The sequence below is a fragment of the Streptomyces erythrochromogenes genome (assembly GCF_036170895.1).
GTDB classification, from domain to species: Bacteria; Actinomycetota; Actinomycetes; order Streptomycetales; family Streptomycetaceae; genus Streptomyces; species Streptomyces erythrochromogenes.
On sequence record NZ_CP108036.1, the window covers coordinates 2,375,096 to 2,395,821 of the forward strand.

At 72.9% G+C, this 20,726-nt stretch carries 18 protein-coding genes and 1 tRNA gene; 17 read left to right on the top strand and 2 right to left on the bottom strand.

The window, feature by feature from the left end:
• The first annotated feature begins 62 nt into the window (after positions 1 to 62).
• From OHA91_RS10560 to OHA91_RS10585, 6 genes are read left to right on the top strand one after another with little or no spacing between them, the layout of a single operon-like run.
• Positions 63 to 1,100, top strand: coding sequence for an ABC transporter substrate-binding protein (locus OHA91_RS10560; protein WP_031146565.1), 1,038 nt, complete (start codon positions 63 to 65; stop codon positions 1,098 to 1,100).
• Complete coding sequence (locus tag OHA91_RS10565) at positions 1,090 to 2,256, top strand: FecCD family ABC transporter permease (RefSeq protein ID WP_266492271.1); 1,167 nt, start codon at positions 1,090 to 1,092, stop codon at positions 2,254 to 2,256. The genes OHA91_RS10560 and OHA91_RS10565 overlap by 11 nt, the downstream gene beginning before the upstream one ends.
• On the top strand, positions 2,253 to 3,071 hold the full coding sequence (locus tag OHA91_RS10570; RefSeq protein ID WP_328739165.1) for an ABC transporter ATP-binding protein: 819 nt from the start codon (positions 2,253 to 2,255) through the stop codon (positions 3,069 to 3,071). The genes OHA91_RS10565 and OHA91_RS10570 overlap by 4 nt, the downstream gene beginning before the upstream one ends.
• Positions 3,068 to 3,973 carry a Rossmann-like domain-containing protein gene (locus OHA91_RS10575; protein ID WP_328739166.1) on the top strand — a complete coding sequence of 302 codons (906 nt, stop codon included), beginning with the start codon at positions 3,068 to 3,070 and terminating at the stop codon, positions 3,971 to 3,973. The genes OHA91_RS10570 and OHA91_RS10575 overlap by 4 nt, the downstream gene beginning before the upstream one ends.
• Positions 3,970 to 5,067 carry a GHMP family kinase ATP-binding protein gene (locus tag OHA91_RS10580; RefSeq protein ID WP_031146558.1) on the top strand — a complete coding sequence of 366 codons (1,098 nt, stop codon included), beginning with the start codon at positions 3,970 to 3,972 and terminating at the stop codon, positions 5,065 to 5,067. Before OHA91_RS10575 ends, OHA91_RS10580 begins: the two co-directional genes overlap by 4 nt.
• The gene (locus tag OHA91_RS10585) at positions 4,988 to 5,986 is read left to right on the top strand and encodes a pyridoxal-phosphate dependent enzyme (RefSeq protein ID WP_031146556.1); all 999 of its coding nucleotides are present in this window, start codon (positions 4,988 to 4,990) and stop codon (positions 5,984 to 5,986) included. The genes OHA91_RS10580 and OHA91_RS10585 overlap by 80 nt, the downstream gene beginning before the upstream one ends.
• Here OHA91_RS10585 and OHA91_RS10590 read toward each other — a convergent pair.
• A tRNA-Cys gene (locus OHA91_RS10590) sits at positions 5,987 to 6,058 on the bottom strand.
• A 262-nt stretch (positions 6,059 to 6,320) separates the two neighbouring features.
• Between OHA91_RS10590 and OHA91_RS10595 the strand changes: the two genes are divergently transcribed.
• The 11 genes from OHA91_RS10595 to OHA91_RS10645 all read left to right on the top strand — a co-directional run bounded on the left by OHA91_RS10595 (position 6,321) and on the right by OHA91_RS10645 (position 18,623).
• Positions 6,321 to 6,755, top strand: a complete 435-nt coding sequence (locus tag OHA91_RS10595) for a DUF6325 family protein (protein ID WP_031146554.1) — start codon at positions 6,321 to 6,323, stop codon at positions 6,753 to 6,755.
• A 99-nt stretch (positions 6,756 to 6,854) separates the two neighbouring features.
• On the top strand, positions 6,855 to 7,139 hold the full coding sequence (locus OHA91_RS10600; protein WP_031146552.1) for an SHOCT domain-containing protein: 285 nt from the start codon (positions 6,855 to 6,857) through the stop codon (positions 7,137 to 7,139).
• A 39-nt stretch (positions 7,140 to 7,178) separates the two neighbouring features.
• Complete coding sequence (locus tag OHA91_RS10605) at positions 7,179 to 8,540, top strand: chloride channel protein (RefSeq protein ID WP_328739167.1); 1,362 nt, start codon at positions 7,179 to 7,181, stop codon at positions 8,538 to 8,540.
• Between the two features lie 14 nt (positions 8,541 to 8,554).
• A complete protein-coding gene (locus OHA91_RS10610) occupies positions 8,555 to 8,995 on the top strand; it encodes a DUF7144 family membrane protein (protein WP_031146550.1) in 441 nt (146 codons plus the stop codon).
• 6 nt (positions 8,996 to 9,001) lie between these two features.
• Entirely contained in the window at positions 9,002 to 10,516 is a 1,515-nt protein-coding gene (locus tag OHA91_RS10615) for a gluconokinase, GntK/IdnK-type (RefSeq protein WP_328739168.1), read from the top strand.
• A 35-nt stretch (positions 10,517 to 10,551) separates the two neighbouring features.
• On the top strand, positions 10,552 to 11,469 hold the full coding sequence (locus OHA91_RS10620; protein WP_031146547.1) for a cyclase family protein: 918 nt from the start codon (positions 10,552 to 10,554) through the stop codon (positions 11,467 to 11,469).
• A gap of 151 nt (positions 11,470 to 11,620) precedes the next feature.
• Positions 11,621 to 13,201 carry a GMC oxidoreductase gene (locus OHA91_RS10625; protein WP_031146545.1) on the top strand — a complete coding sequence of 527 codons (1,581 nt, stop codon included), beginning with the start codon at positions 11,621 to 11,623 and terminating at the stop codon, positions 13,199 to 13,201.
• A 176-nt stretch (positions 13,202 to 13,377) separates the two neighbouring features.
• Positions 13,378 to 14,205 carry an SDR family oxidoreductase gene (locus OHA91_RS10630; RefSeq protein ID WP_328741117.1) on the top strand — a complete coding sequence of 276 codons (828 nt, stop codon included), beginning with the start codon at positions 13,378 to 13,380 and terminating at the stop codon, positions 14,203 to 14,205.
• A gap of 30 nt (positions 14,206 to 14,235) precedes the next feature.
• Positions 14,236 to 15,723, top strand: coding sequence for a cytochrome ubiquinol oxidase subunit I (locus tag OHA91_RS10635; protein WP_031146541.1), 1,488 nt, complete (start codon positions 14,236 to 14,238; stop codon positions 15,721 to 15,723).
• Positions 15,720 to 16,775, top strand: a complete 1,056-nt coding sequence (locus tag OHA91_RS10640) for a cytochrome d ubiquinol oxidase subunit II (protein WP_328739169.1) — start codon at positions 15,720 to 15,722, stop codon at positions 16,773 to 16,775. Before OHA91_RS10635 ends, OHA91_RS10640 begins: the two co-directional genes overlap by 4 nt.
• 60 nt (positions 16,776 to 16,835) lie before the next feature.
• Complete coding sequence (locus tag OHA91_RS10645; protein ID WP_031146537.1) at positions 16,836 to 18,623, top strand: cation:proton antiporter; 1,788 nt, start codon at positions 16,836 to 16,838, stop codon at positions 18,621 to 18,623.
• On the opposite strand, the gene OHA91_RS10650 is transcribed toward OHA91_RS10645, so the two are convergent.
• On the bottom strand, positions 18,595 to 20,442 hold the full coding sequence (locus tag OHA91_RS10650) for a glycoside hydrolase family 15 protein (RefSeq protein ID WP_031146534.1): 1,848 nt from the start codon (positions 20,440 to 20,442) through the stop codon (positions 18,595 to 18,597). The two genes, OHA91_RS10645 and OHA91_RS10650, sit on opposite strands and share 29 nt — an antisense overlap.
• Between the last annotated feature and the right edge of the window lie 284 nt (positions 20,443 to 20,726).

Here is a 20,726-nt window from a genome sequence, read left to right on the forward strand (position 1 = left end):
AACGCGGCACTCCTGCCCGGTGCACGACCACGCCCACACCCACGCCCCCAGACGGAGAACCCATGCGCCACCGCGCCCGAACCGGCCTCGCCCTGACCCTCGTTCTCGCATCCGCGGCCGCCGCCGCGGGGTGCTCGACCACCACCGACCGCAGCTCGGACCGCACCGCGCACGGCGCGCCCGCCGCGCGGACGGCCGTCACCAGCTGCGGCAGCCCGCTCTCCTTCGACGGACCCCCGAAGCGCACCGTCGCCCTGGACCAGGCCTCGACCGAGACCCTGCTGGAACTGGGCCTCCAGGACCGGATGGCCGGGACCGCCAACCTCAAGACGAAGATCCCCGCGCAGTACCAGGACGCGTACGCGAAGGTCCCGGTGATCGCCCCCAAGATCGCGACCGGTGAGCAACTGCGTGCCGCGACGCCCGACTTCGTGGTCGCCGGCTCCACCGACCTCTACACGAAGGACCGGGCGGGCACCCGGGAGGAACTGGGGGCCCTGGGGGTCCCCGCCTTCGTCAGCGCCGTCGACTGCCCCCAGCAGAACGAGCCCGGGAAGTCCCCCTTCGAACTGCTCTTCTCCGACTACGAGGCGCTGGGCAAGGTCTTCGGCGCCGAGGAACGGGCCGCCGCCCTCGCCCGGGAACAGCGCGCCGCCGTCGCCAAGGCCGGCGAGAGCGCCGCCGGCACGGCCCGGGACGGCAAGCAGCCCACCGTCGTCTACCTCTACTCCGTCTTCAACGGCATGCCGTACGTCGCGGGCCGGACCGGGCTGCCCAGCGAGATGAGCCGGATCGTCGGCGCGAAGAACGCCTTCGACGACGTGGAGGAGGACTGGCCGGAGGTTTCCTGGGAGGAAGTCGCCAAGCGCAACCCGGACTTCATCGTGATCGGCGACCTCTCCGAGCGCGGCCGGCCCGGTGACAGCGCCGCCGAGAAGCGCAGGGCGATGGCCGAGGACCCGGTGGTCTCCAAGCTGGCGGCGGTGCGCGACAACAGGATCGTCGAGGTGCCCGGCATCGAGCTGGACCCCTCCGTGCGCTCCGTGCACGCGCTGGGCCTGCTGGCGGCCGGGATGAAGGACCTCGGGTATGTCCGCTGACGTGGGCGGCCGGGCGAGGTCGGCAACGGGGCCGCCGGAGGCGCCGACCGCGGCGACGGGCCCGTCCGTCGACCTGCTGCATCCCTCGGCCCGCACACCGGGTCCGGCCGCCCCCGCGCCGGCCCCTTCCCCTCCGGCCCCTCGCCACGGCCCCGCGCGGGCGGGGCTGCTGCTCGCCATGGGGCTCGTACTGGCCGCCTCGGTGGCGGCCGCCACCCGGGTCGGCACCGCCGACGTGGGATGGACCGACCTGGCCCGGGTGCTCGGCGGGCGGCTCGGGCTGGACACCGAACCGCTGCCGCCGCTGCTGGACTCGCTCGTCTGGGACCTGCGGCTGCCGCGGGTCCTGATGGCGGCCCTGGTCGGCGCCTCGCTCGCGGTCTGCGGCACGGTCCTGCAGGCCGTCACGCGCAACGCGCTCGCCGACCCGTACCTGCTCGGGGTCTCCTCGGGCGCCGGGGCCGGCGCGGTCGCCGTGGTCGTCCTCGGCGTGGGCGCCGGCACCCTCGGGATCACCGGCGGCGCACTCGCCGGGGCGCTGCTCGCCTTCGCGGGCCTGCTGCTCCTCCTGCGCCGCACCGGACTGGACTCGGTCCGCATCGTGCTGACCGGTGTGGTCGTCGGCCAGCTCTTCACCGCCCTGACCTCGCTCGCCCTGATGGCCTCGGCCGACGCCGACACCACGCGCGCCGTCACGCACTGGCTGCTGGGCTCGATGGCCCCCGCCCGCTGGGACGCCGTGGCGGTCTGCGCGGTCGTCACCCCCCTCGGGCTGGCCGCGGCCTGGCTGTGCTCGAACGCCCTGGACGGGCTCGCCTTCGGCGCGGACACCGCCGCCTCCCTGGGGATCGGCGTCCGGCGCACCAGGATGCTGCTGCTCGTGGTGACGGCCGTGCTGACCTCGGTCGCGGTGGCCACCGTCGGCGCCATCGGCTTCGTCGGGCTGATCGTCCCGCACGGGGTGCGCTTCCTGGCCGGGCCGCTGCACCGGGTGCTGCTGCCCCACGCGGCGCTCGCGGGCGCGGTGTTCCTGGTGTGGACCGACGCCCTGGCGCGGGTGGCCTTCGCGCCCCGGGAGGTGCCCGTCGGCGTGATCACCGCGCTGATCGGGGTCCCGCTCTTCCTGCTCGTCCTGCGCAGGAGGGGGGAGCTGTGAGGATCACCGCCGAAGGGCTGGGCTGGTCGGCCTCGGGCACGCCCGTCGTCCGCGGGGTCGGCCTGGACATCGCGCCGGGCGAGACCGTCGGGCTGCTCGGGCCCAACGGCTCGGGCAAGTCCTCGCTGCTGCGCTGTCTGGCCGGGCTGCGCGTGCCCGACACGGGCACCGTGCGCTACGACGGCGTGCCCGTACGGGACCTGAGCCCGCGCGCGATCGCCCGCCGGGTCGCCTTCGTGGCCCAGGACTCCGGCCTCGACACCGACCTGCGCGTCACCGACGTCGTCGGGCTGGGCCGGACCCCCTTCCGCGACCGCTGGCGCGGACCGGACGCGCACGACCGGGCCGTCGTCGCCGCCGCGCTCGAACGCGTCGGCCTCACCGCGCTCGCCGGGCGCCCCTGGCAGAACCTGTCCGGCGGCGAGCGCCAACGGGCCCACATCGCCCGCGCGTTCGCCCAGCAGCCGTACGGACTGCTCCTCGACGAACCCACCAACCACCTCGACGTCAAACACCAGCTGGAGCTGATGGAGCTCCTCGCCGACGCCGACCAGACGGTCCTCGTCGCCCTGCACGACCTCGCCCTGGCCGCCCGCCACTGCGACCGGCTTCTGCTCATGCACGACGGCGTGCTGGTCGCCGACGGCGCCCCCGCCGACGTCCTGACCTCCGAGAACCTCGCCCGGATCTTCGAGGTGGAGGCCGAACTGTCCGCCGACGCCCTGGGCCGGCCGGCGGTCACCTACCGCGGCCCCCTCCGCGGCACCGTGCCCGGACCCCCCTCCCGATCCCCCAGCCGACAAGGAACCCCATGACGACCCAGCCCCAGTCCCAGCCCCGGACGCAGCCCCAGCCCCGGACCCGCACCCAGCCCCCGTCCCGGACCCCGGCCCAGGCCACGACCGCTCCGGCGGCCGGCGTCGACGCCCTGATCGAGGCCGTACTGGCGGGCGAGCACGGCCCGCTGCCCGCCGGGCTGGTGGCGACCAGCGTGTTCTGGATCCACCACGGCACCCGGCTGGCCGGCGGCGACACCACGTACCTCAACCAGTACGTCCTGGTCCGGCTCGGCGACTCCTTCGGCGGCTGCGCCTTCGAGGCCGGCGAGATCGACCCGGAGGTCTGCCGCGACTCCTCCGGGGCCCCGCTCGACGTCCTGCTGCGCGAGGCGCCGCGCCCGCTGCGGATCGCCGCCCTCGACGCCTACCTGGCCCGGAAGCGCCCGCACCGCGACTCCGGGGCGGAAGCGGTCACCCTGCCCGCCGGCACTCCCGAGGTCCGCGCCCGGGCCCGCGACGCGGCGATCGCCGGGCTGCTGGACATCGACCGCGGCGCCGCGGTCGGTCTGATCGGCGTGGTGAACCCGCTGGTCGCGGCGATCCGCGAGCGCGGCGGCGAACCGCTGCCCTGCGACTTCAACCTCAGGGCCACCCAGTGGGGCGACCCCGTCACCACCGACATGCACGAGGTGCTGGAGCGGGCCGACGCCGTCGTCGCCACCGGCATGACCCTGAGCAACGGCTCCTTCGACACCATCCTGGACCGCTGCCGCACGCGGGGGATCCCGCTCGTCGTGTACGCCCAGAGCGGCAGCGCCGTGGCCCGCGCCTTCCTGGGCGCCGGGGTGACCGCGCTGTCCGCGGAGCCCTTCCCCTTCTCCCAGTTCAGCGCCGACCCGACCACCCTGTACCGCTACCGGACGGCGGGGCCGGCGTGATCCCGGCGACCCGCACGGACTCCCCCGGCGCCGACCGCCGCGGCACCCGCCGTCGCGGCGCCGGGCACGCCTCCTGCCACCACGGCGAGATCCTCCAGGGCGTCTTCCTCGACTCCGCCGGGCGCCGGTGCGCCGGCCTGGTCACCCTGCCGATGAGCGGCCCGGGCAGCCGGGCCGAGTTCACCCGGCGGCCCGGCACCCCGCCGGAGCGGCTCACCGTACGGCCCGGAGACCGTACGAAGGCCGCGCGCGCGGCGGCCCTGGCCGTCGAGGAGTGCGCCCGGCGGTGCGGCGAGCCGCCCTGCGGCGGTGAGCTGCGGGTCTCCGGCGACGTCCCGGTGGGCCTGGGCATGGGCAGCTCCACCAGTGACGTCATCGCCGTGGTCCGCGCGGTCTCGGACTCGTACGGGATGCGGCTCCCGCCCGCTGCCGTCGCCCGGCTCGCGGTCCGTGCCGAGCTGGCCTGCGACCCGCTGATGCTCGACGCCCGACCGGTGCTCTTCGCCCAGCGCGAGGGGCGGGTACTGGAGGTGCTCGGCCACCGCCTGCCGCCCCTCGTCGTCGTGGGCTGCGCGCTGGGCGGGGGCGCGCCCGTGGACACCCTCTCCCTCCCGGCCCGGGTGCACGACGACCACGACGTACGCGCCTTCGAGCGGCTGCGGGTGCTGCTGCGGCGGGCCGTGGCCACGGGTGATGCCGCGCTGCTCGGGCGGGTGGCGACGGCCAGCGCCCGGCGCGGTCAACGACTCCTGTGCCATCCGGAGTTCGACGCGCTCGTCGGCATCGCCCGGCGGCTCGGGGCGGTGGGCGTCCAGATCGCGCACAGCGGCTCGGTGGCCGGGCTGCTGCTGGACCCGGCCGCCCCGGGGCTGCGCCGCCGGGTCCGCGGCTGCGTACGGGCCCTGGAGAGCGACGGCATCCCCGCCACCCGCACGTTCACCACCTTCCCTGCCGCCCCGGGCTTCCCGGACCCGGCGGACCTTTCGAACTTCCCCACGACCAAGGAGTCCCCGAGTGGACCAGCACATCGCGGAGGCCATCGGCCGACCGGACCTGATACGCCTCGACGACCGGCTCGTCTGCCTGCGCTTTGAGACGATGAAGGTGGTCTCCGCCCTCGCCGCGGTCCGCCACCTGCTCGACACGGGGGTGGTGCGCCCCGGCGACACCCTGCTGGACAGCTCCAGCGGGATCTACGCGTACGCCCTCGCCCTGGCCTGCCACCGGCACGGCATGCACTGCCACATCGTCGGCTCCACGACGGTCGACCGCACCCTGCGCACCCAACTCGCCGTCCTCGGAGCGACCCTGGAGCAGATGGAGCCGTGCCGCGACCTGAAGCTGGACCAGAAGCGGCGCGTCGAGCGCGTCCACGAGATCCTCGCCGAACACCCCGGGTACCACTGGATGCGGCAGTACCACGACGACGTCCACTACCTGGGCTACCGGGCCGTGGCAGACCTGATCCGCACGGCCACGGAGGGGCAGGAGCTCACCGTCGTCGGCGGGGTCGGGTCGGGCGCGTCCACCGGAGCCCTCGCCCACTACCTGCGCGAGGACGCGCCGCGCACCGAGCTGGTCGGCGTACAGCCCTTCGGAAGCGTCACCTTCGGCGCCGAGCACGTCGCCGACCCCGAGATCATCATCGCGGGCATCGGCAGCTCCATCCCCTTCGGGAACGTCCGGCACGCGTCGTACGACACGCTCCACTGGATCTCGTTCGAGGCCGCACTGTCCGGGGGCGTCGAACTGCTGCGCCGGCACGCGGTGTTCGCCGGTCTGTCCACCGGGGCGGGCTATCTCGCCGCCCGCTGGGAGCGCGACCGGTCGCCGGAGCGCACCGTGCTCTTCATCGCCGCCGACACCGGCCACCGCTACGTGGACACCGTGTACGCGCGCCACCGCGAGGCCGTCCCCGTCGGCTCGCTGGCTCCCCGGCAGGTCACCGGCCGGGACGGACTGGCCCTGCCCTGGTCCCGGATGGACTGGAACCGGGCGGACCCTCCGTCGTAGAGACCGTGGCGGGATTCGAACCCGCGTCACCGGATTTGCAGTCCGGCCCCTGGGCCACTCGGGCACACGGTCGTGGTGGCGCTTCGGGTACGACCGTAGGCGCATCCCCCGGCCCGGGTGAAGGGAACGCCGCGCCCCGCCACACGACTGCCATACGCCGTTCACGAACCGGCGCGGGCGCGGCCTTCGCGGTGCGGTGCGAAGGTGCGAAGGCATCGTGGGGGTGCTGCAATGAGCTGGGGGCTGCCCCTCCGCCGAATGCCGGAGAAGGCGCCGTCGAAGCCCGTGGCGGCCCACGGCGCGGTCACCCCGCGCATCGCACCGAGGAGTGGTGATGAGCGACGACATCGAAATGATGGGACCCGTCGACTACCTGGTCGTCGAGTTCCCCGGCAACCGCATGACCGGGGAGGGCTTCCCCCTGCTCGTCGACCTGGTGGACCGCGGGATCATCCGCATCCTCGACCTGGTCTTCGTCCGCAAGGATGCCGACGGTTCGGTCATCGCACTGGAACTGAAGGATGTCGGCGGCGGTGAGATGGACCTGTCCGTCTTCGAGGGCGCGGCCTCCGGCCTGCTCGGCCAGGACGACATCGACGAGGCGGGTGCCGCCCTGGAAGCGGGCAGCTCCGCCGGGATCCTGGTGTACGAGAACGTCTGGGCGGCGCCGTTCGCCCGGGCCCTGCGGCGCGGCGGAGCCCAGCTGGTGGCGAGCGGCCGGCTTCCGGTCCAGGCGCTGCTGGCCTCGCTCGACGCGATGGAGGCGTGAGCCCGGGCCGCGCGGCCGCGGCCTGCTTCCCGACCCGAGGACCGGCCCGCCTGTGGCAGACGCCTCCGGTTCCCTGAGCAACCTGGGAGATGACGATCCATGCCCGGACTTCTTCGCGGTGTCGCCCGTACCGCCGTCGTGGCGGGAACCGCCACCGCTGTGTCCAACCGCGTGTCACGACGCCAAGCAGGCCGCTGGTCCCAGCAGGAGGAACAGCAGCAGGCCGCCGCACCGCCCCCGCCCCCTCCGCCGGCGGCAGAACCCGCGCCCGCCGACGACATGAGCAGCAAGCTCGACCAGCTCAAGCAACTGGGCGAGCTGAAGGCCCAAGGAGTTCTCACCGAGGAGGAGTTCGCCGCACAGAAGGCCAAACTCCTCGGCTGAGCGGCCGCTCGGTCACGGGGGACGGAAAGGGATGACCCCATGACGGCGCAGCGCACCCCGGCACCCGCCGAACCGCCCCCGGAGGGCGACCGGCTGCGGGACATGCTGCGCACGCCGGGCTACCTGAAACTCCTCGTCCTGTGCGCGCTCATCGGCATCCCCGTCTCCCTGGCGGCGTTCTGGTTCCTGGTCGCGCTCCACGAACTGGAACACCTGGTGTGGAGCGACCTCCCGGAGGCGCTCGGCTGGAGCGGCCCGCCCTGGTGGTGGCCGCTGCCGCTGCTGCTGGTGGCCGGTGTCCTGGTCGGGCTGGTGGTGACCCACCTGCCCGGTGCCGGCGGGCACATCCCCGCCTCCGGGCTGCACGCCGGAGGGGCCACGTCGGCCGCGCTGCCGGGCGTCATCCTGGCTGCGGTGCTCAGCCTGCCGCTGGGGGCGACCCTCGGCCCCGAAGCCCCGCTGATCGCCCTCGGCGGGGGGCTCGCACTGCTGTTCCGGGACTTGGCCCAGGCGCCCGCGACCCCGCAGAGCACGGCGATCCTGGGCGCGGCCGGGGCGGCCGCGGCCATCTCCGCGATCTTCGGCAATCCGCTGATCGGCGCCGTGCTGCTGATGGAAGTGGCCGGAGTGGGCGGACCTCAGCTGTTCGCGATCATGCTGCCGGCCCTGCTGTCCAGCGGGGTCGGCGAGCTCGTGTTCACCGGCTTCGGCCGCTGGACGGGCCTGGCGACGGGCAGCCTGAAACTGGACCTGGACACGCCCTTCCCCCGCCTCGACGCCCCCGACGTGCTGTGGTCGCTGCTCCTGGCGGCCGTCATGGGCGTCTTCATGCACATGGTGCTGGCCGGCGGCCGGTTCGCCTCCGTGTACGTGGCCAGGCGGCCCGTGGCCCACACGGCCGTCTGCGCCCTGGCGGCCGGCGCCTTCGGCGCGCTGTACGCGCTCGTCACCGGCAACTCCCCCGTCGACGTGGCCTCGTCGGGCCAGGCCGTGATGGGCAGCCTGGCCTCCGATCCGCAGGCCTGGGGCATCGGGGCGCTGATCGCGGTCCTGCTGTGCAAGGGCGCGGCGTACGCGCTCTGTCTCGGCAGCCTGCGCGGCGGGCCGATCTTCCCGGCCCTGTTCCTGGGTGCGGCCGCGGGCGTGCTGTTCGCGCCCCTGCCGGGACTGGGCGTCATTCCGGGCCTCGCGGCCGGTATGGCGGCCGCGGCCACCTGCGCGCTGAGGCTTCCGGTCAGCAGCGTGGTGCTCGTCGTCCTGCTGCTCGGCAGCGGCGCGATGATCCCCGTGATCATCCTCGCGTCCGTGGTCGCCTTCGTGGTCACCGAACTGCTGCCGCCCGGGCCCGAGGTGCCCCCGGTGGGCAAGGCGGTCGCGGTCCCCGCGGCCGGCGCGAAGTGAAGAAGGAGCGTGTCATGACGAGTCACGTGGGCGGAGCCCGGCCCAAGGGCGCTCCGTCGGCCGCGGACAAGGGCGGCTTCAACGCCCGCAACGGCTGGCTGTACTTCGCCGGGTTCCTGATGGTCTTCGGCGGACTGATGATGCTGTTCACGGGCATCTCCGCGATCGCCCGGGACGACGTCTTCATCCCCACCCCGCACTACGCCTACGAGTTCGACCTCACGAGCTGGGGCTGGATCCACCTCATCCTGGGCATCGTGATCTTCCTCGCCGGACTCGCCGTGATCAGGGGCGCCCTGTGGGCCCGGGTCGTCGGCCTGGCACTGGCGGGCCTCAGCATGGTCGCGAGCTTCATGTGGCTCCCGTACACGCCGTTCTGGGCCCTGGTGCTCCTGGCGATCGACGGCCTGATCGTCTGGGCGCTGTGCACGGCACCCGGTCTTACGGAGGGCTGAGCCCCGGTGCCGGTGGAAGCCGCGCGGCCGACGCCCCTGGTGGTCGTCGTCGGCGTGTCCGGTTCGGGCAAGACCACGGTGGCCCGGCTGCTCGCGGACCGGCTCGGCTGGCCCCATCGGGACGCGGACGAGTTCCACTCCCCGGCCAACCGCGCCAAGATGGCTGCCGGACACCCCCTCGACGACGCCGACCGGGCCCCGTGGCTCGCGGCCATCGGCGCCTGGATGGACCAGGAGGCCGGCGCGCACCGCCCGGCGGTCGTCACCTGCTCGGCGCTGAAGCGCTCCTACCGGGACCGGCTGCTGCGCGGGCGGCCGGGGGCGCGCCTGCTGTACCTGCACGGCACGCCGGAGCTCGTGCGGGCCCGCCTGGGGGCCCGGCACGGCCACTTCTTCCCGCCGGCCCTGCTGGACAGCCAGTTCGCCGACCTCCAGGAACCGGGACCCGACGAGCACCCCGTGGTCGTGGAGGTCGACCAGCCGCCGCAGGCCGTGGCGGCTGCCGCGCTGTCCCTGCTGGGCCTCGCCGCCCCTGCCCCACCGTCCGAGGAGGCTCCCATGTCCGCGCAGACGCCCCGGTCAGCAGGCCCGACGGGTGAGCAGTGGGAGCTGCGCCACGGCCGGCAGAGCGCCGTCGTGGTCGAACTCGGGGGCGCCCTGCGCCACTACGAGGCGGACGGCGTGCCCGTGCTGGACGGGTTCGCCGCCGACGAGCCCGTCACCTCGGGGCGCGGGCAGATCCTCGTGCCCTGGCCCAACCGGGTGGGCGGCGGCCGCTACCGCTTCGACGGCGCGGACCTGCAACTCCCGCTGACCGAGCCGGAGCGGCACAACGCGATCCACGGGCTGTTGCGCTGGACCCCGTGGCGGCTGCTCGCCCACTCCGGCGACGCGGTGCGGGTGGGCACGACCCTCCACCCGCAGCCCGGGTACCCCTTCCTGCTGGAGGTGTTCGCCGAGTACCGGCTCACCGACGACGGGCTGGAGGTGCTGGTCAGCGCCGTCAACACGGGCAGTGCGAGGGCCCCGTACGGCGTGGGGCAGCACCCGTACCTGACGGTCGGCACCGATCTCGTCGACACGGCGCTGCTGACCGTGCCCGCAGGCCACCGGCTCACCACCGACGACGAGGGCCTGCCGACCGGCGAGGAGCCCGTCGAGGGCACGGAGTACGACTTCCGTACCGCCCGGCCCATCGGCGCGGGGGCCCTGGACACCGCCTTCACCGGACTCGAACGCGACGCGGCCGGGCGGGCCGTGGTCCGGCTGGCGCACCCGTCGGGGCACCGCGGCACCGACGTGTGGCTGGGCGAGGGCGCCCGGTACGTGCAGGTCTACACCGGCGACACACTGGGGCAGCCCGAGCGGCGCCGGCGCGGTGTCGCGGTGGAGGCCATGTCCTGCCCGGCGGACGCCTTCCGAACCGGCAGCGGCCTCACCGTCCTGGAACCGGGGGCCGGCCATGTGCTCCGGTGGGGCATGCGCCCGTGGGGAACCACCGAGGGGGCGGCGATCCGATGAGCGGGCACCCCGAACCGCCCGTTCCGCAGCGGCGCATGAGCGCGGAGGACTTCCGCACCCTGTACGAGCGGCTGCGCCGGGAGGCCCGGTCCGGCCCGGACGGCGGCCGGCGCGGGGCGCTGCGCCATCTGACGCCCGCCCGCGTCGCGGCGGCCGCGGCCGAGGTCCGGCTCGGCCGCACGGTGTCCCTGGCCGCGCCGATCGAGACCCGGCCGGGCCCGGACAACCCGGAACCGGCGAAGCACAGGATGACCGGGCCCGCACCCGGGGAGGCCGGGGCCGACGGGCTGCACTTCGCCCTCGACCGGTTCGCCATGAACGTCCACGGGGACGCGGACAGCCACCTCGACGCGCTCAACCACGTGCTGTACGACGGCGAGCTCTACGGCGGGGTCCCGGCCGGGGACGCGACGGCCTCGCAGGTCCGCTCACTCTCCGTGGACCTGGTCCGGGAGGGCGTCGTCGGACGGGGTGTGCTGCTGGACGTACCGCGGCTGCGGGGCGTGCCCTGGCTGGAGCCGGGGGACCATGTGACGGCGGACGACCTGACGGCCGCCGAGGCCGCCCAGGGGGTCCGCGTGGCCCCCGGGGACCTGCTGCTGGTCCGCGTGGGGCACCGGCGCCGCCGCGGGGAGCTCGGGGCGTGGGAGGCGGCCCGGGCCAGGGCGGGCCTGCACCCGCGGGCCCTGCCGTTCCTGGCCGAACGGGAGGTCGCCGTCCTGGGCGGCGACGGCAACAACGACACCGCGCCCAGCGCGGTGGCGGACGTCGCCTTCCCCGTACACGTCCTGGCGGTGCACGCGATGGGCGTGCACCTCATGGACTACCTGCAGTTCGAGGAGCTGGCGGCCGTTTGCGAGCGGGCCGGCCGCTGGAGCTTCCTGTGCGTGGTCGCCCCGCTGCGCCTGCCGGGCGCCACCGGCTCTCCGGTGAACCCGATCGCCGTGCTGTGACGGCGCTCCGCGCCCGGGCCCGTCCGACCGGGTCGCCCTCCGGTGGAAGGGCGGCTAGTTTCGAATGGGTGGGAATGCCAGGCCTCCGCTCCGCGGAGTGACAGGTCCCGGCCCTCCGGGCGGGGCCACGAGCCCAAGGACGGTGGTCGACATGGGCGACTCTCCCCACTACGACGTCATCATCATCGGCACCGGCGCAGGGGGCGGTACCCTCGCCCACCGGCTGGCGCCCTCCGGCAAGCGGGTGCTCCTCCTCGAACGCGGCGACTACCTTCCGCGGGAACGGGACAACTGGGAGTCCACCGCCGTGTTCGTCAAGGGCAAGTACCGGGCACCGGAGTTCTGGTTCGACAAGCACGGCAACGAGTTCCCGCCCGAGGTCAACTACTACGTCGGCGGCAACACCAAGTTCTACGGAGCCGCCCTGTTCCGGCTGCGGCCCGAGGATTTCGGCGAGATCCGGCACCACGGCGGCATCTCCCCCGCCTGGCCGCTGCGATACGAGGACCTGGAGCCGTACTACACGCAGGCCGAGCACCTCTACCTCGTACACGGGCGGCACGGGGAGGATCCCGGCGAGGGACCGGCGAGCGCGCAGTACGCGTACCCGCCCGTGCAACACGAGCCGCGCATCCAGCAGTTGAGCGACGACCTGGAGAAGAAGGGGCTGCACCCCTTCCACCTGCCCATCGGGGTCGACCTCGACCAGGACGCCGACGGGCGGGCCGTTCCCTCCAGCGTGTGCATCCGCTGCAACCGGGTGGACGGCTTCCCCTGTCTGGTGCGCGGCAAGTCCGACGCCCAGGTGATCTGTGTGGAGCCCGCCCTCGAACACCCGGGCGTCGAAATGGTCACCAACGCACACGTGGTCCGGCTGGAGACCGACGCGGCCGGTCGCAGCGTCACCGCCGCCGTCGTCAGGCTCGCCGACGGCTCCGAGACCCGCTTCTCCGCGGACGTCGTGGTCGTCTCCTGCGGGGCGGTCAACTCCGCAGCCCTGCTGCTGGCCTCGGCCAACGACCGCCACCCCCGGGGGCTGGCCAACAGCTCCGACGTGGTGGGCCGGCACTACATGCGGCACAACAACCTGGCCCTGATGGCCGTGTCGAAGGAGCCCAACCCCACGCAGTTCCAGAAGACCCTGGCCCTGCACGACTGGTATCTGGGCGCGGACGACTGGGACTTCCCGCTGGGCGGCATCCAGATGCTCGGCAAGTCGGACGCCGAGCAGATCCACGGCGAGGCCCCGCGCTGGGCCGGGGCGGTCACCCCGGACATGCCGTTCGAGGTGCTGGCGCACCACGCCGTCGACTTCTGGCTGTGCGGCGAGGACCTTCCGCTGCCCGGCAACAGGGTCACCCTGGACGGCGACGGCGCCATCCACCTCGCGCTCGACGAGAAGAACAACATCGAGGGCCTGAAGCGGCTCAGGCACAAACTGCAGAGCATGCTCGGCCACCTGGGCATGCACGAGCACCACCTGCTGTCGCACAGCATCTACCTGCACAAGGGCATGCCGATCGGGGCGACCGCGCACCAGGCGGGCACCGTCCGCTTCGGTACGGACCCGGCCTCCTCGGCCCTGGACGTCAACTGCAAGGCCCACGACCTCGACAACCTCTACGTGGTCGACACGAGCTTCTTCCCGAGCATCGGCGCGGTCAACCCGTCCCTCACGGCCATCGCCAACGCCCTGCGGGTCGGCGACCACCTCCTGGCACGGCTGAACTGACCCTCCCCCGCGTCTGCGCCGACCGGAGGAAGATCCTCGGCCGAACGGCCCAACCGGGACCCGCCCGGCAGGCTCCCCGCCGCGGCCGGTGATTACGTGGGCGATCGGTCCGTCCGGCTGCGGCCGGGACGTGGCGGCCCGCTCATCGAGGAGGCAGCACGAACGTGGATTCCACCATGGGCGCACAGCAGGGTGTGATTCCGGCTCACCTGCTCAAGGGTCAGAAGGCGCTGGTCACCGGCGCCAACTCCGGTATCGGGAAGGCGACCGCCATCGGGCTCGGCAGGGCCGGCGCCGACGTCGTCGTCAACTACGTGGCGGACCCGGAGTCCGCAGAGGCCGTCGTCCGGGAGATCACCTCCTTCGGGGTGCGCGCGGCGGCGTACGAGGCGGACGTGTCCCAGGAGGACCAGGTCGTCGCCATGGTGGACCGGATGGTCCGGGAGTTCGGGACCATCGACATCTTGGTCGCCAACGCCGGCCTGCAACGGGACGCCCCGTTCACCGAGATGACCCTCGCCCAGTGGCAGAAGGTCCTGGACGTCAACCTGACGGGGCAGTTCCTGTGCGCCCGGGAGGCGACGAAGGAGTTCGTGCGGCGCGGCGTCGTGCCCGAGGTGTCCCGAGCGGCCGGGAAGATCATCTGCATGAGCTCGGTGCACCAGCTCATCCCGTGGGCGGGCCACGTCAACTACGCCTCCTCCAAGGGCGGCGTGCAGATGATGATGGAGACCCTGGCCCAGGAGCTCGCACCGCAGAAGATCCGGGTGAACGCGGTCGCCCCCGGGGCCATCAAGACGCCGATCAACCGCGGTGCCTGGGAGACCGAGCAGGCCCGCGAGGACCTGCTGAAGCTGATCCCGTACGACCGGATCGGGGATCCGGAGGACATCGCCCACGCGGTCGTCGCGCTCGCCTCCGACCTCATGGACTACGTGGTGGGCACCACCCTCTACGTCGACGGCGGGATGACCCTCTTCCCCGGCTTCGCCACCGGCGGCTGATCCCTCCCCCGCCTAGCAGCGAAGGCACGCATGCACACCACGGTTCTCCTGCTGGCGGCGGACGCCCCGGCCCAGCTGCTCCCGGCCCGACAGCTCATGGCCTTCACCCTGGCCTCGCACATCATCCTGGTGCCGATGGGGGTGGCCCTGCCGTTCATCACCTTGCTGATGCACTACCGGGGGATCCGCCGCAACGACCCCACCGCACTGCTGCTGGCGCGGCGCTGGTCGGCCGTGATGGCGGTGCAGTTCGCCGTCGGAGTCGTCACCGGCACCGTCCTGTCCTTCGAGTTCGGCCTGCTCTGGCCGGGGCTCATGGGCAAGTGGGGCGACGTGTTCGGCATCGGCTTCGGTGTCGAGGCGTGGGCGTTCTTCCTCGAAGCGGTGCTCATCGCCGTCTACCTGTACGGCTGGCGCCGGCTGAAGCCCCGTACGCACTTCCTGCTCGGGCTTCCGCTGCCGGCCGCCGCGCTGATGGGGGCGTTCGGCATCCTGGCCGCCAACTCGTGGATGAACACCCCGCGCGGCTTCACCCTCGACTCCGCCGGCAACCCGGTCGACGTGAACATCTGGAAGGCCATCTTCACCCCGATGTTCGGGCCGCAGTACTGGCACTTCGTCGTGGCGATGCTGCTCACCGCCGGGTACGTGGTGGCCGGGGTCTACGCCGTGGGCTGGCTGCGCGGCCGCCGCGACCACTACCACCGGCTCGGCTTCACCGTGCCCTTCACCGTCGCGGCCATCGCCACCCCGATCCAGTTCTTCCTGGGCGACTCCATCGCCCGGCAGGTGTTCCAGAAGCAGCCGGTGAAGTTCGCCGCGATGGAGATCGTCTGGGAGACCGACACCCACATGCCCGAGTACCTGTTCGGCCGTCTGCATCCGGACGGGACGATCTCGGGCGGCATCAAGATCCCCCAGCTCGACTCCATCCTGGCCGGCTTCAGCCCGGACACCAAGGTGATGGGGCTGACCGCCGTCCCGGAGAGCGACCGGCCGAACGCCACCCAGGCGACCATCGCCCACTGGGCCTTCGACCTCATGGTCGTGATCGGGTCCGTGCTGGTGCTGCTCGCCCTCTGGTACGCCGTGGTCTGGCTGCGGCACCGCAGGCTGCCGGCGTCCAAGTGGTTCTGGCGCAGTGCGGCCTGCGCGGGCGTCGCGTCCGTCGTGGCCGTGGAATGCGGCTGGGTCACCACCGAGGTGGGGCGCCAGCCGTGGATCGTCTACCAGAACATGCGGGTCGCCGAGGCGGTCACCGCGACGCGCTCGACGACCTTGTGGATCATGTTCGGGCTGGTGATCGTGGTGTACGTGTTCGTCTTCGGCGCGTTCCTCGCCGTCCTCCTCAAGATGCGCACCAGATGGCGGCTCGCCGACGCCCAGCAGGAGGCGGGGAGTCCGGTCGAGGCCCCGGAGGCGGACACGCCGTACGGACCGCGCTCGTCCGTCCCGTCCTCCTCGGCCTCGTCGTCCACGCCCTCGTCCGGGTCCTCGTCCGGGGACGGCCGCCCGTGACCGCCGACCTCATCGCCTTCGTGCTGCTGCTCGCCGTGACCGCGTACACCTGCGCCGGCGGCACCGACTACGGGGCCGGTTTCTGGGACCTCACCTCGGGCGGGGCGGAGCGGGGCAAGCGCCCCCGGTGGCTCATCGACCACGCCATGGCCCCGGTGTGGGAGGTCAACAACGTCTGGCTGATCTTCATCTTCGTCATCATGTGGACGGGGTTCCCGGTCTTCTTCCAGACGGTGTTCTCCGCGATGTGGGTGCCGCTCGCCCTGGCCGCCGTCGGCATGGTCCTGCGCGGCGCGGGCTTCGCCTTCCGCAAGGCCTCCCGGCGGATCGCCGGGCAGCGCCTGTTCGGGACCCTGTTCGCCGTGTCCTCGCTGGTGACGCCCTTCTTCCTCGGCGCGGCCGCCGGCGGGATCGCCTCCGGCCGGGTCGCGCTCGGCACGGAGGCCTCGGCCAGGGCCTGGTCCAACCCCACCTCCCTGGTCTTCGGGCTGCTGGCCATCGCGACCACGGCCTTCCTCGGCGCCGTGTTCCTCTCCGGTGACGCCCGCCGCTTCGACGCGCCCGATCTCGTCGACCACTTCCGGGGGCGGGCGCTGGGCGCGCTCGCCGTGGTCGCCGTACTGGCCGTGGTCGCGCTGTTCGTCACGCGCACGGACGCCCCCCACGTGTGGCACGGCCTCACCCACGGCATGGGGCTGGTCTTCGTCCTCCTGGCCGCGGCGGCCACGTTCGCCACGGCATGGCTCCTGCTGCGGCCGCCGGGGACCTGGGTACGCGTCACGGCGGTGGGGGTCGTCGCGGCGGCCGTCCTGGCCTGGGGCATGGCCCAGCGGCCCTACCTCATCCCCACCTCGCTGACCGTCGCCGAGGCCGCGGGCGCCCCCTCCACGCTGACGTGGCTGGCGTTCGTCACGCTGGTCGCCCTGGTGATCGTCGCCCCGGCCGTCGCCCTCCTGTACTGGCTGGACACGCACGGCGAACTGGAGTCGCTCACCGACGCCGACCTGCGGCGGGGCGGCACAGAACGGGGCGAGAGCGCCGATGGGAGCTGAGGGGCGAGCGAGCCGCGTCCGGCCCCGTCGCACCGCAAGCGTCCGAGGGGGAATGCCACTGTGAGCGAGGACCAGATCCTCCTCGGCCTCGCCCTGACGGTGGCGCTGGCCGCCTTCTCGCAGATCCTCGCCAGCAGGCTGCGCGTGCCCGCGCTGATCCTGCTGCTGCCGGCCGGTTTCGTCGCGGGGGCGCTGACCGACGTCATCCACCCGGACAAGCTGATCGGGCCGCCGTTCGACGCGCTGGTCTCCCTGTCGGTGGCGGTGATCCTCTACGACGCCGGTCTCGGACTCAACCTGCGCCAGCTCACCGGCCGCACCCGGGGCATCGTGGGCAGACTGCTGACGGTGGGTGTGCTCGCCACCTTCCTCGCGGTCGGCTTCGTCTCCCCCGCGCTGTTCGGCATGTCGCTCGCCACCGGTGCGATGCTGGGCACGATCCTCGTGGTCTCGGGACCGACGGTGGTGGGACCGCTGCTCGAATACGTGCGGCCCACCGACAAGGTACGTCGCATCCTGATCTGGGAGGGGACGCTGATCGACCCGATCGGCGGCATCCTCGGCGCGCTCGTCTTCCACGCCGTCTCCTCCTCGCACCGGATCGACATCGGCCGGGGCTACCAGCTCGGCCAGTTCATGATCAGCATGGGTGTCGGCCTGATCGGCGGAGCCGTCGGCGTCGCCCTGCTGTGGCTGACGCTGCGGGTCCTGCGGCTCGGCGAGACGCTCGGCACGCTCGCCCAGCTGGCCGTCGTGATCACGGTGTCGGCGGGCTGCGACATCGTCCGCGACGACACCGGGCTGATCGCCGCCATCGTCACGGGGCTGGCGGTCACCAACATCCCCGGTTTCGACATGCCCGCCCGCCGCCCCTTCTTCGAGACCCTGGTCCAGCTGATCATCGGGCTGCTGTTCATCTCCATCTCGTCGACCGTCACCCCGGCGTCCCTGACGCCCGTGCTCCTCCCCTCCCTCGTCCTCATCGCGTTCCTCGTCCTGGTCCTGCGGCCGCTGATCGCCTTCATGTCCACCCGGAAGTCCGGGCTCACGCGCGGGGAACGGGGCTTCCTCGCCTGGATGGCGCCGCGCGGCATCGTCGCGGCCTCCACGGCATCCGCGTTCGCCGCCACCTTGACCGACAAGGGGCTGAAGGGGGCCTCGAAGATCCTCCCGGTGACCTTCCTGGTGATCGTGGGAACGGTCCTGCTCTACGCGCTGACCGCCGCCCCCATGGCCCGCAGGCTGGGGGTCGTCCGTCCCTCCCGCACGCGCCCCCTGCTGGTGGGCGGTGACCGCTGGGTCATCGACATGGGGAAGGCGCTGCGCTCGGCCGGACTCGACGTCCTCATGTGGGCAGGGGACGAGGAGGAACGGGAGCGGATCAAGGACGCCGGAATCGAACTGGCGCAGGGAGAACTGCTGGCCACCGCCACCAACCCGCGCGCACGGCTGGAGGGCGTCACCGCCGTCTTCCTCCTCACGGACGACGACGACTTCAACGCGCTGGCCTCGGTCATGGTGGAGGGCAACGTCGAGGGCCCCGTCTACCGGGTCGGCCCCCCGCACACCAGCCACGGCGTCGTCGCCCCCTACACGGGCGGCGACATCCTCTTCGGCACCCGGCTGGTCCGGCACGTGCTGGCAGAGCGCTACCGGGAGGGTGCCCGTTACCTGGTGCAGCCGGCCTCCCAGCCGGCCCCGGCGGACTTCGAGACGCTGTTCGTGGTGCGCGCCGACGGCAGGCTCGATCCGGTCACGGAGACCGAGGCCGCCGCCCCGGCGGAGGAGGACGTCCTCGTCCTGCTCGGTCCCGTACCGCTCACGCAGCGCGGGCCCGAGCCCGGTTGAGGGTCGCGTCCAGGGTGATGGCCGCGTCGATGAGCGCCAGATGGGTGAACGCCTGCGGGAAGTTGCCCAGCTGGCGGCCGGTCAGGTCGATCTCCTCGGAGTAGAGGCCGAGGTGGTTGGCGTAGGAGAGCATCTTCTCCAGCACCAGCCGCGCCTGATCGGTGCGTCCGGCCCGGGCGAGCGCGTCGACGTACATGAACGTGCACAGCGAGAACGTGCCTTCGGAGCCGCGCAGGCCGTCCGGCGACGCCTCGGGGTTGTACCGGTAGACCAGGCTGTCGGTGACCAGCTCCCGGTCCATCGCGTCCAGGGTCGACTTCCACATCGGGTCGTCGGGAGTGATGAAGCCGACCGTCGGCATCCGCAGCAGGGCGGAGTCGAGGACGTCGCTGCCGTAGTGCTGCACGAACGCCATGCGCTGCGGGTCCCAGCCCCGCTGCAGGACCTGCCCGTAGATCGCGTCGCGGGCCTGGCTCCAGCGGCTGGTGGCCGCGGGCCGGCCACTCGCGGCCGCCAGCCGCAGGGCACGGTCGAAGGCCACCCAGGACATCACCCGGCCGTAGGTGAAGTCCTGGCGGCCGCCCCGGGTCTCCCACAGGCCTTCACCGGGCAGGTCCCAGTGGTCGGTCAGCCAGTCGAGGATGGTGTGCAGGGAGGCCCAGCCCCGGTTGTCCAGCTGGATGCCGTGCTGATGGGCGAAGTAGATGCTGTCGAGCGCCTCGCCGTAGATGTCCAGTTGCAGCTGGGTGGCCGCGCCGTTGCCGATGCGTACGGGCCGGGAGCCCTGGTACCCCTCCCAGTGCTCCAGGGTCTCCTCGACGAGGTCGGAGGAGCCGTCGACCCGGTACATGATGTTCAGCGGGCCGGTGTCCCCGTCGCTGCCGGCCTTCTCCTTCACCCGGTCGCGCAGCCAGCCGATGAACGCCGTCGCCTCCTCCGTGAAGCCCAGCCCCAGCAGGGCGTACACGGAGAAAGACGCGTCGCGGATCCAGGTGAACCGGTAGTCCCAGTTGCGCTCGCCGCCCAGCTGCTCGGGCAGTCCCGCCGTGGGAGCGGCCACCAGGGCGCCGCTCGGCGCGTAGGTCATCAGCTTCAGCGTCACCGCCGAGCGCTCGACGGCCTCCCGCCACCGGCCGGAGTACGTCGACTGGCGCAGCCACGACCGCCAGTACCGGACCGCTTCGGCGAACATCGCGTCGAAGTCGGCGGGCAGGATCTCGCGCGGCGGCCCGCCGGCCGACGACTCCAGCACCAGCCCCCTTTGCTGGCCGGCCTGCAGGGTCAGCGAGAAGTGCAGGTCGTGGTCGTCGGACAGGGCACTCAGCAGCCGCTCGTCCCCCGGTTCGCGGACGGCGTGAACGGTCAGCTCCAGTCCCTCCGACGCGAACACAGCGCCGTGCTCGGTGGTGTGCAGCGTGTGCGGGGCCCGGCCGTAGTCGAACCGCGGGGCGATGTCGATCTCGAACGTCATGCTGCCGCGCACGCACTTCAGCATCCGCACGATGCGGTGCCGGTCGGTGGCCGTCGTCCCGGTCACCGGCATGAAGTCGATCACCTCGCCGGCGCCCGACTCCGTCATGAACCGCGTCACGAGGATCGCGGTGTCGGGGAAGTACAACTGCTTCGTCGTGTACGTCGTGTTCAGCGGTGCGACCCGGAAGTGCCCGCCCTTCTCCCGGTCCAGCAGCGACCCGAACACGCTCGGCGAGTCGAAGCGCGGACAGCAGAACCAGTCGATCGTTCCGTCGGTGGTCACGAGAGCGGCCGTCTGGAGATCGCCGATCAGCCCGTGGTTCTCGATCAGGGGGTACTCGTCCATCGGGAACACCTCTCGGTCCGCGGGTACACGGCCCGGCCGGAAGGAACACGGACGGAAGAAGGCCGATCCGGGTCACCGGTGTCACACGGTCAGCTTAGGCAGGAATGTCCGGCCGGTCCTGCGGAGGCCGGGCCCGCCCGGGCGGGCCCGGCCGCGGCGTGCGCAGGACGGTGGGCGGCCTTACCGTGAGGGCTGAAGGCCGTCCCGAGCCGTGAACCGGAGGTCGGAGGTCACCCGTGCCATTGCCGCGCAGACGCACGAAAGCGCCCGTCGGGCAACCGGAA

What these genes read in the sequence shown, in the direction of transcription:
- OHA91_RS10560 (WP_031146565.1), top strand. Translation starts at nt 63, where the DNA reads ATGCGCCACCGCGCCCGAACCGGCCTCGCCCTGACCCTCGTTCTCGCA.
- OHA91_RS10565 (WP_266492271.1), top strand. Translation starts at nt 1,090, where the DNA reads ATGTCCGCTGACGTGGGCGGCCGGGCGAGGTCGGCAACGGGGCCGCCG.
- OHA91_RS10575 (WP_328739166.1), top strand. Translation starts at nt 3,068, where the DNA reads ATGACGACCCAGCCCCAGTCCCAGCCCCGGACGCAGCCCCAGCCCCGG.
- OHA91_RS10595 (WP_031146554.1), top strand. Translation starts at nt 6,321, where the DNA reads ATGAGCGACGACATCGAAATGATGGGACCCGTCGACTACCTGGTCGTC.
- OHA91_RS10600 (WP_031146552.1), top strand. Translation starts at nt 6,855, where the DNA reads ATGCCCGGACTTCTTCGCGGTGTCGCCCGTACCGCCGTCGTGGCGGGA.
- OHA91_RS10605 (WP_328739167.1), top strand. Translation starts at nt 7,179, where the DNA reads ATGACGGCGCAGCGCACCCCGGCACCCGCCGAACCGCCCCCGGAGGGC.
- OHA91_RS10610 (WP_031146550.1), top strand. Translation starts at nt 8,555, where the DNA reads ATGACGAGTCACGTGGGCGGAGCCCGGCCCAAGGGCGCTCCGTCGGCC.
- OHA91_RS10620 (WP_031146547.1), top strand. Translation starts at nt 10,552, where the DNA reads ATGAGCGCGGAGGACTTCCGCACCCTGTACGAGCGGCTGCGCCGGGAG.
- OHA91_RS10625 (WP_031146545.1), top strand. Translation starts at nt 11,621, where the DNA reads ATGGGCGACTCTCCCCACTACGACGTCATCATCATCGGCACCGGCGCA.
- OHA91_RS10630 (WP_328741117.1), top strand. Translation starts at nt 13,378, where the DNA reads ATGGGCGCACAGCAGGGTGTGATTCCGGCTCACCTGCTCAAGGGTCAG.
- OHA91_RS10635 (WP_031146541.1), top strand. Translation starts at nt 14,236, where the DNA reads ATGCACACCACGGTTCTCCTGCTGGCGGCGGACGCCCCGGCCCAGCTG.
- OHA91_RS10650 (WP_031146534.1), bottom strand. Translation starts at nt 20,442, where the DNA reads ATGGACGAGTACCCCCTGATCGAGAACCACGGGCTGATCGGCGATCTC.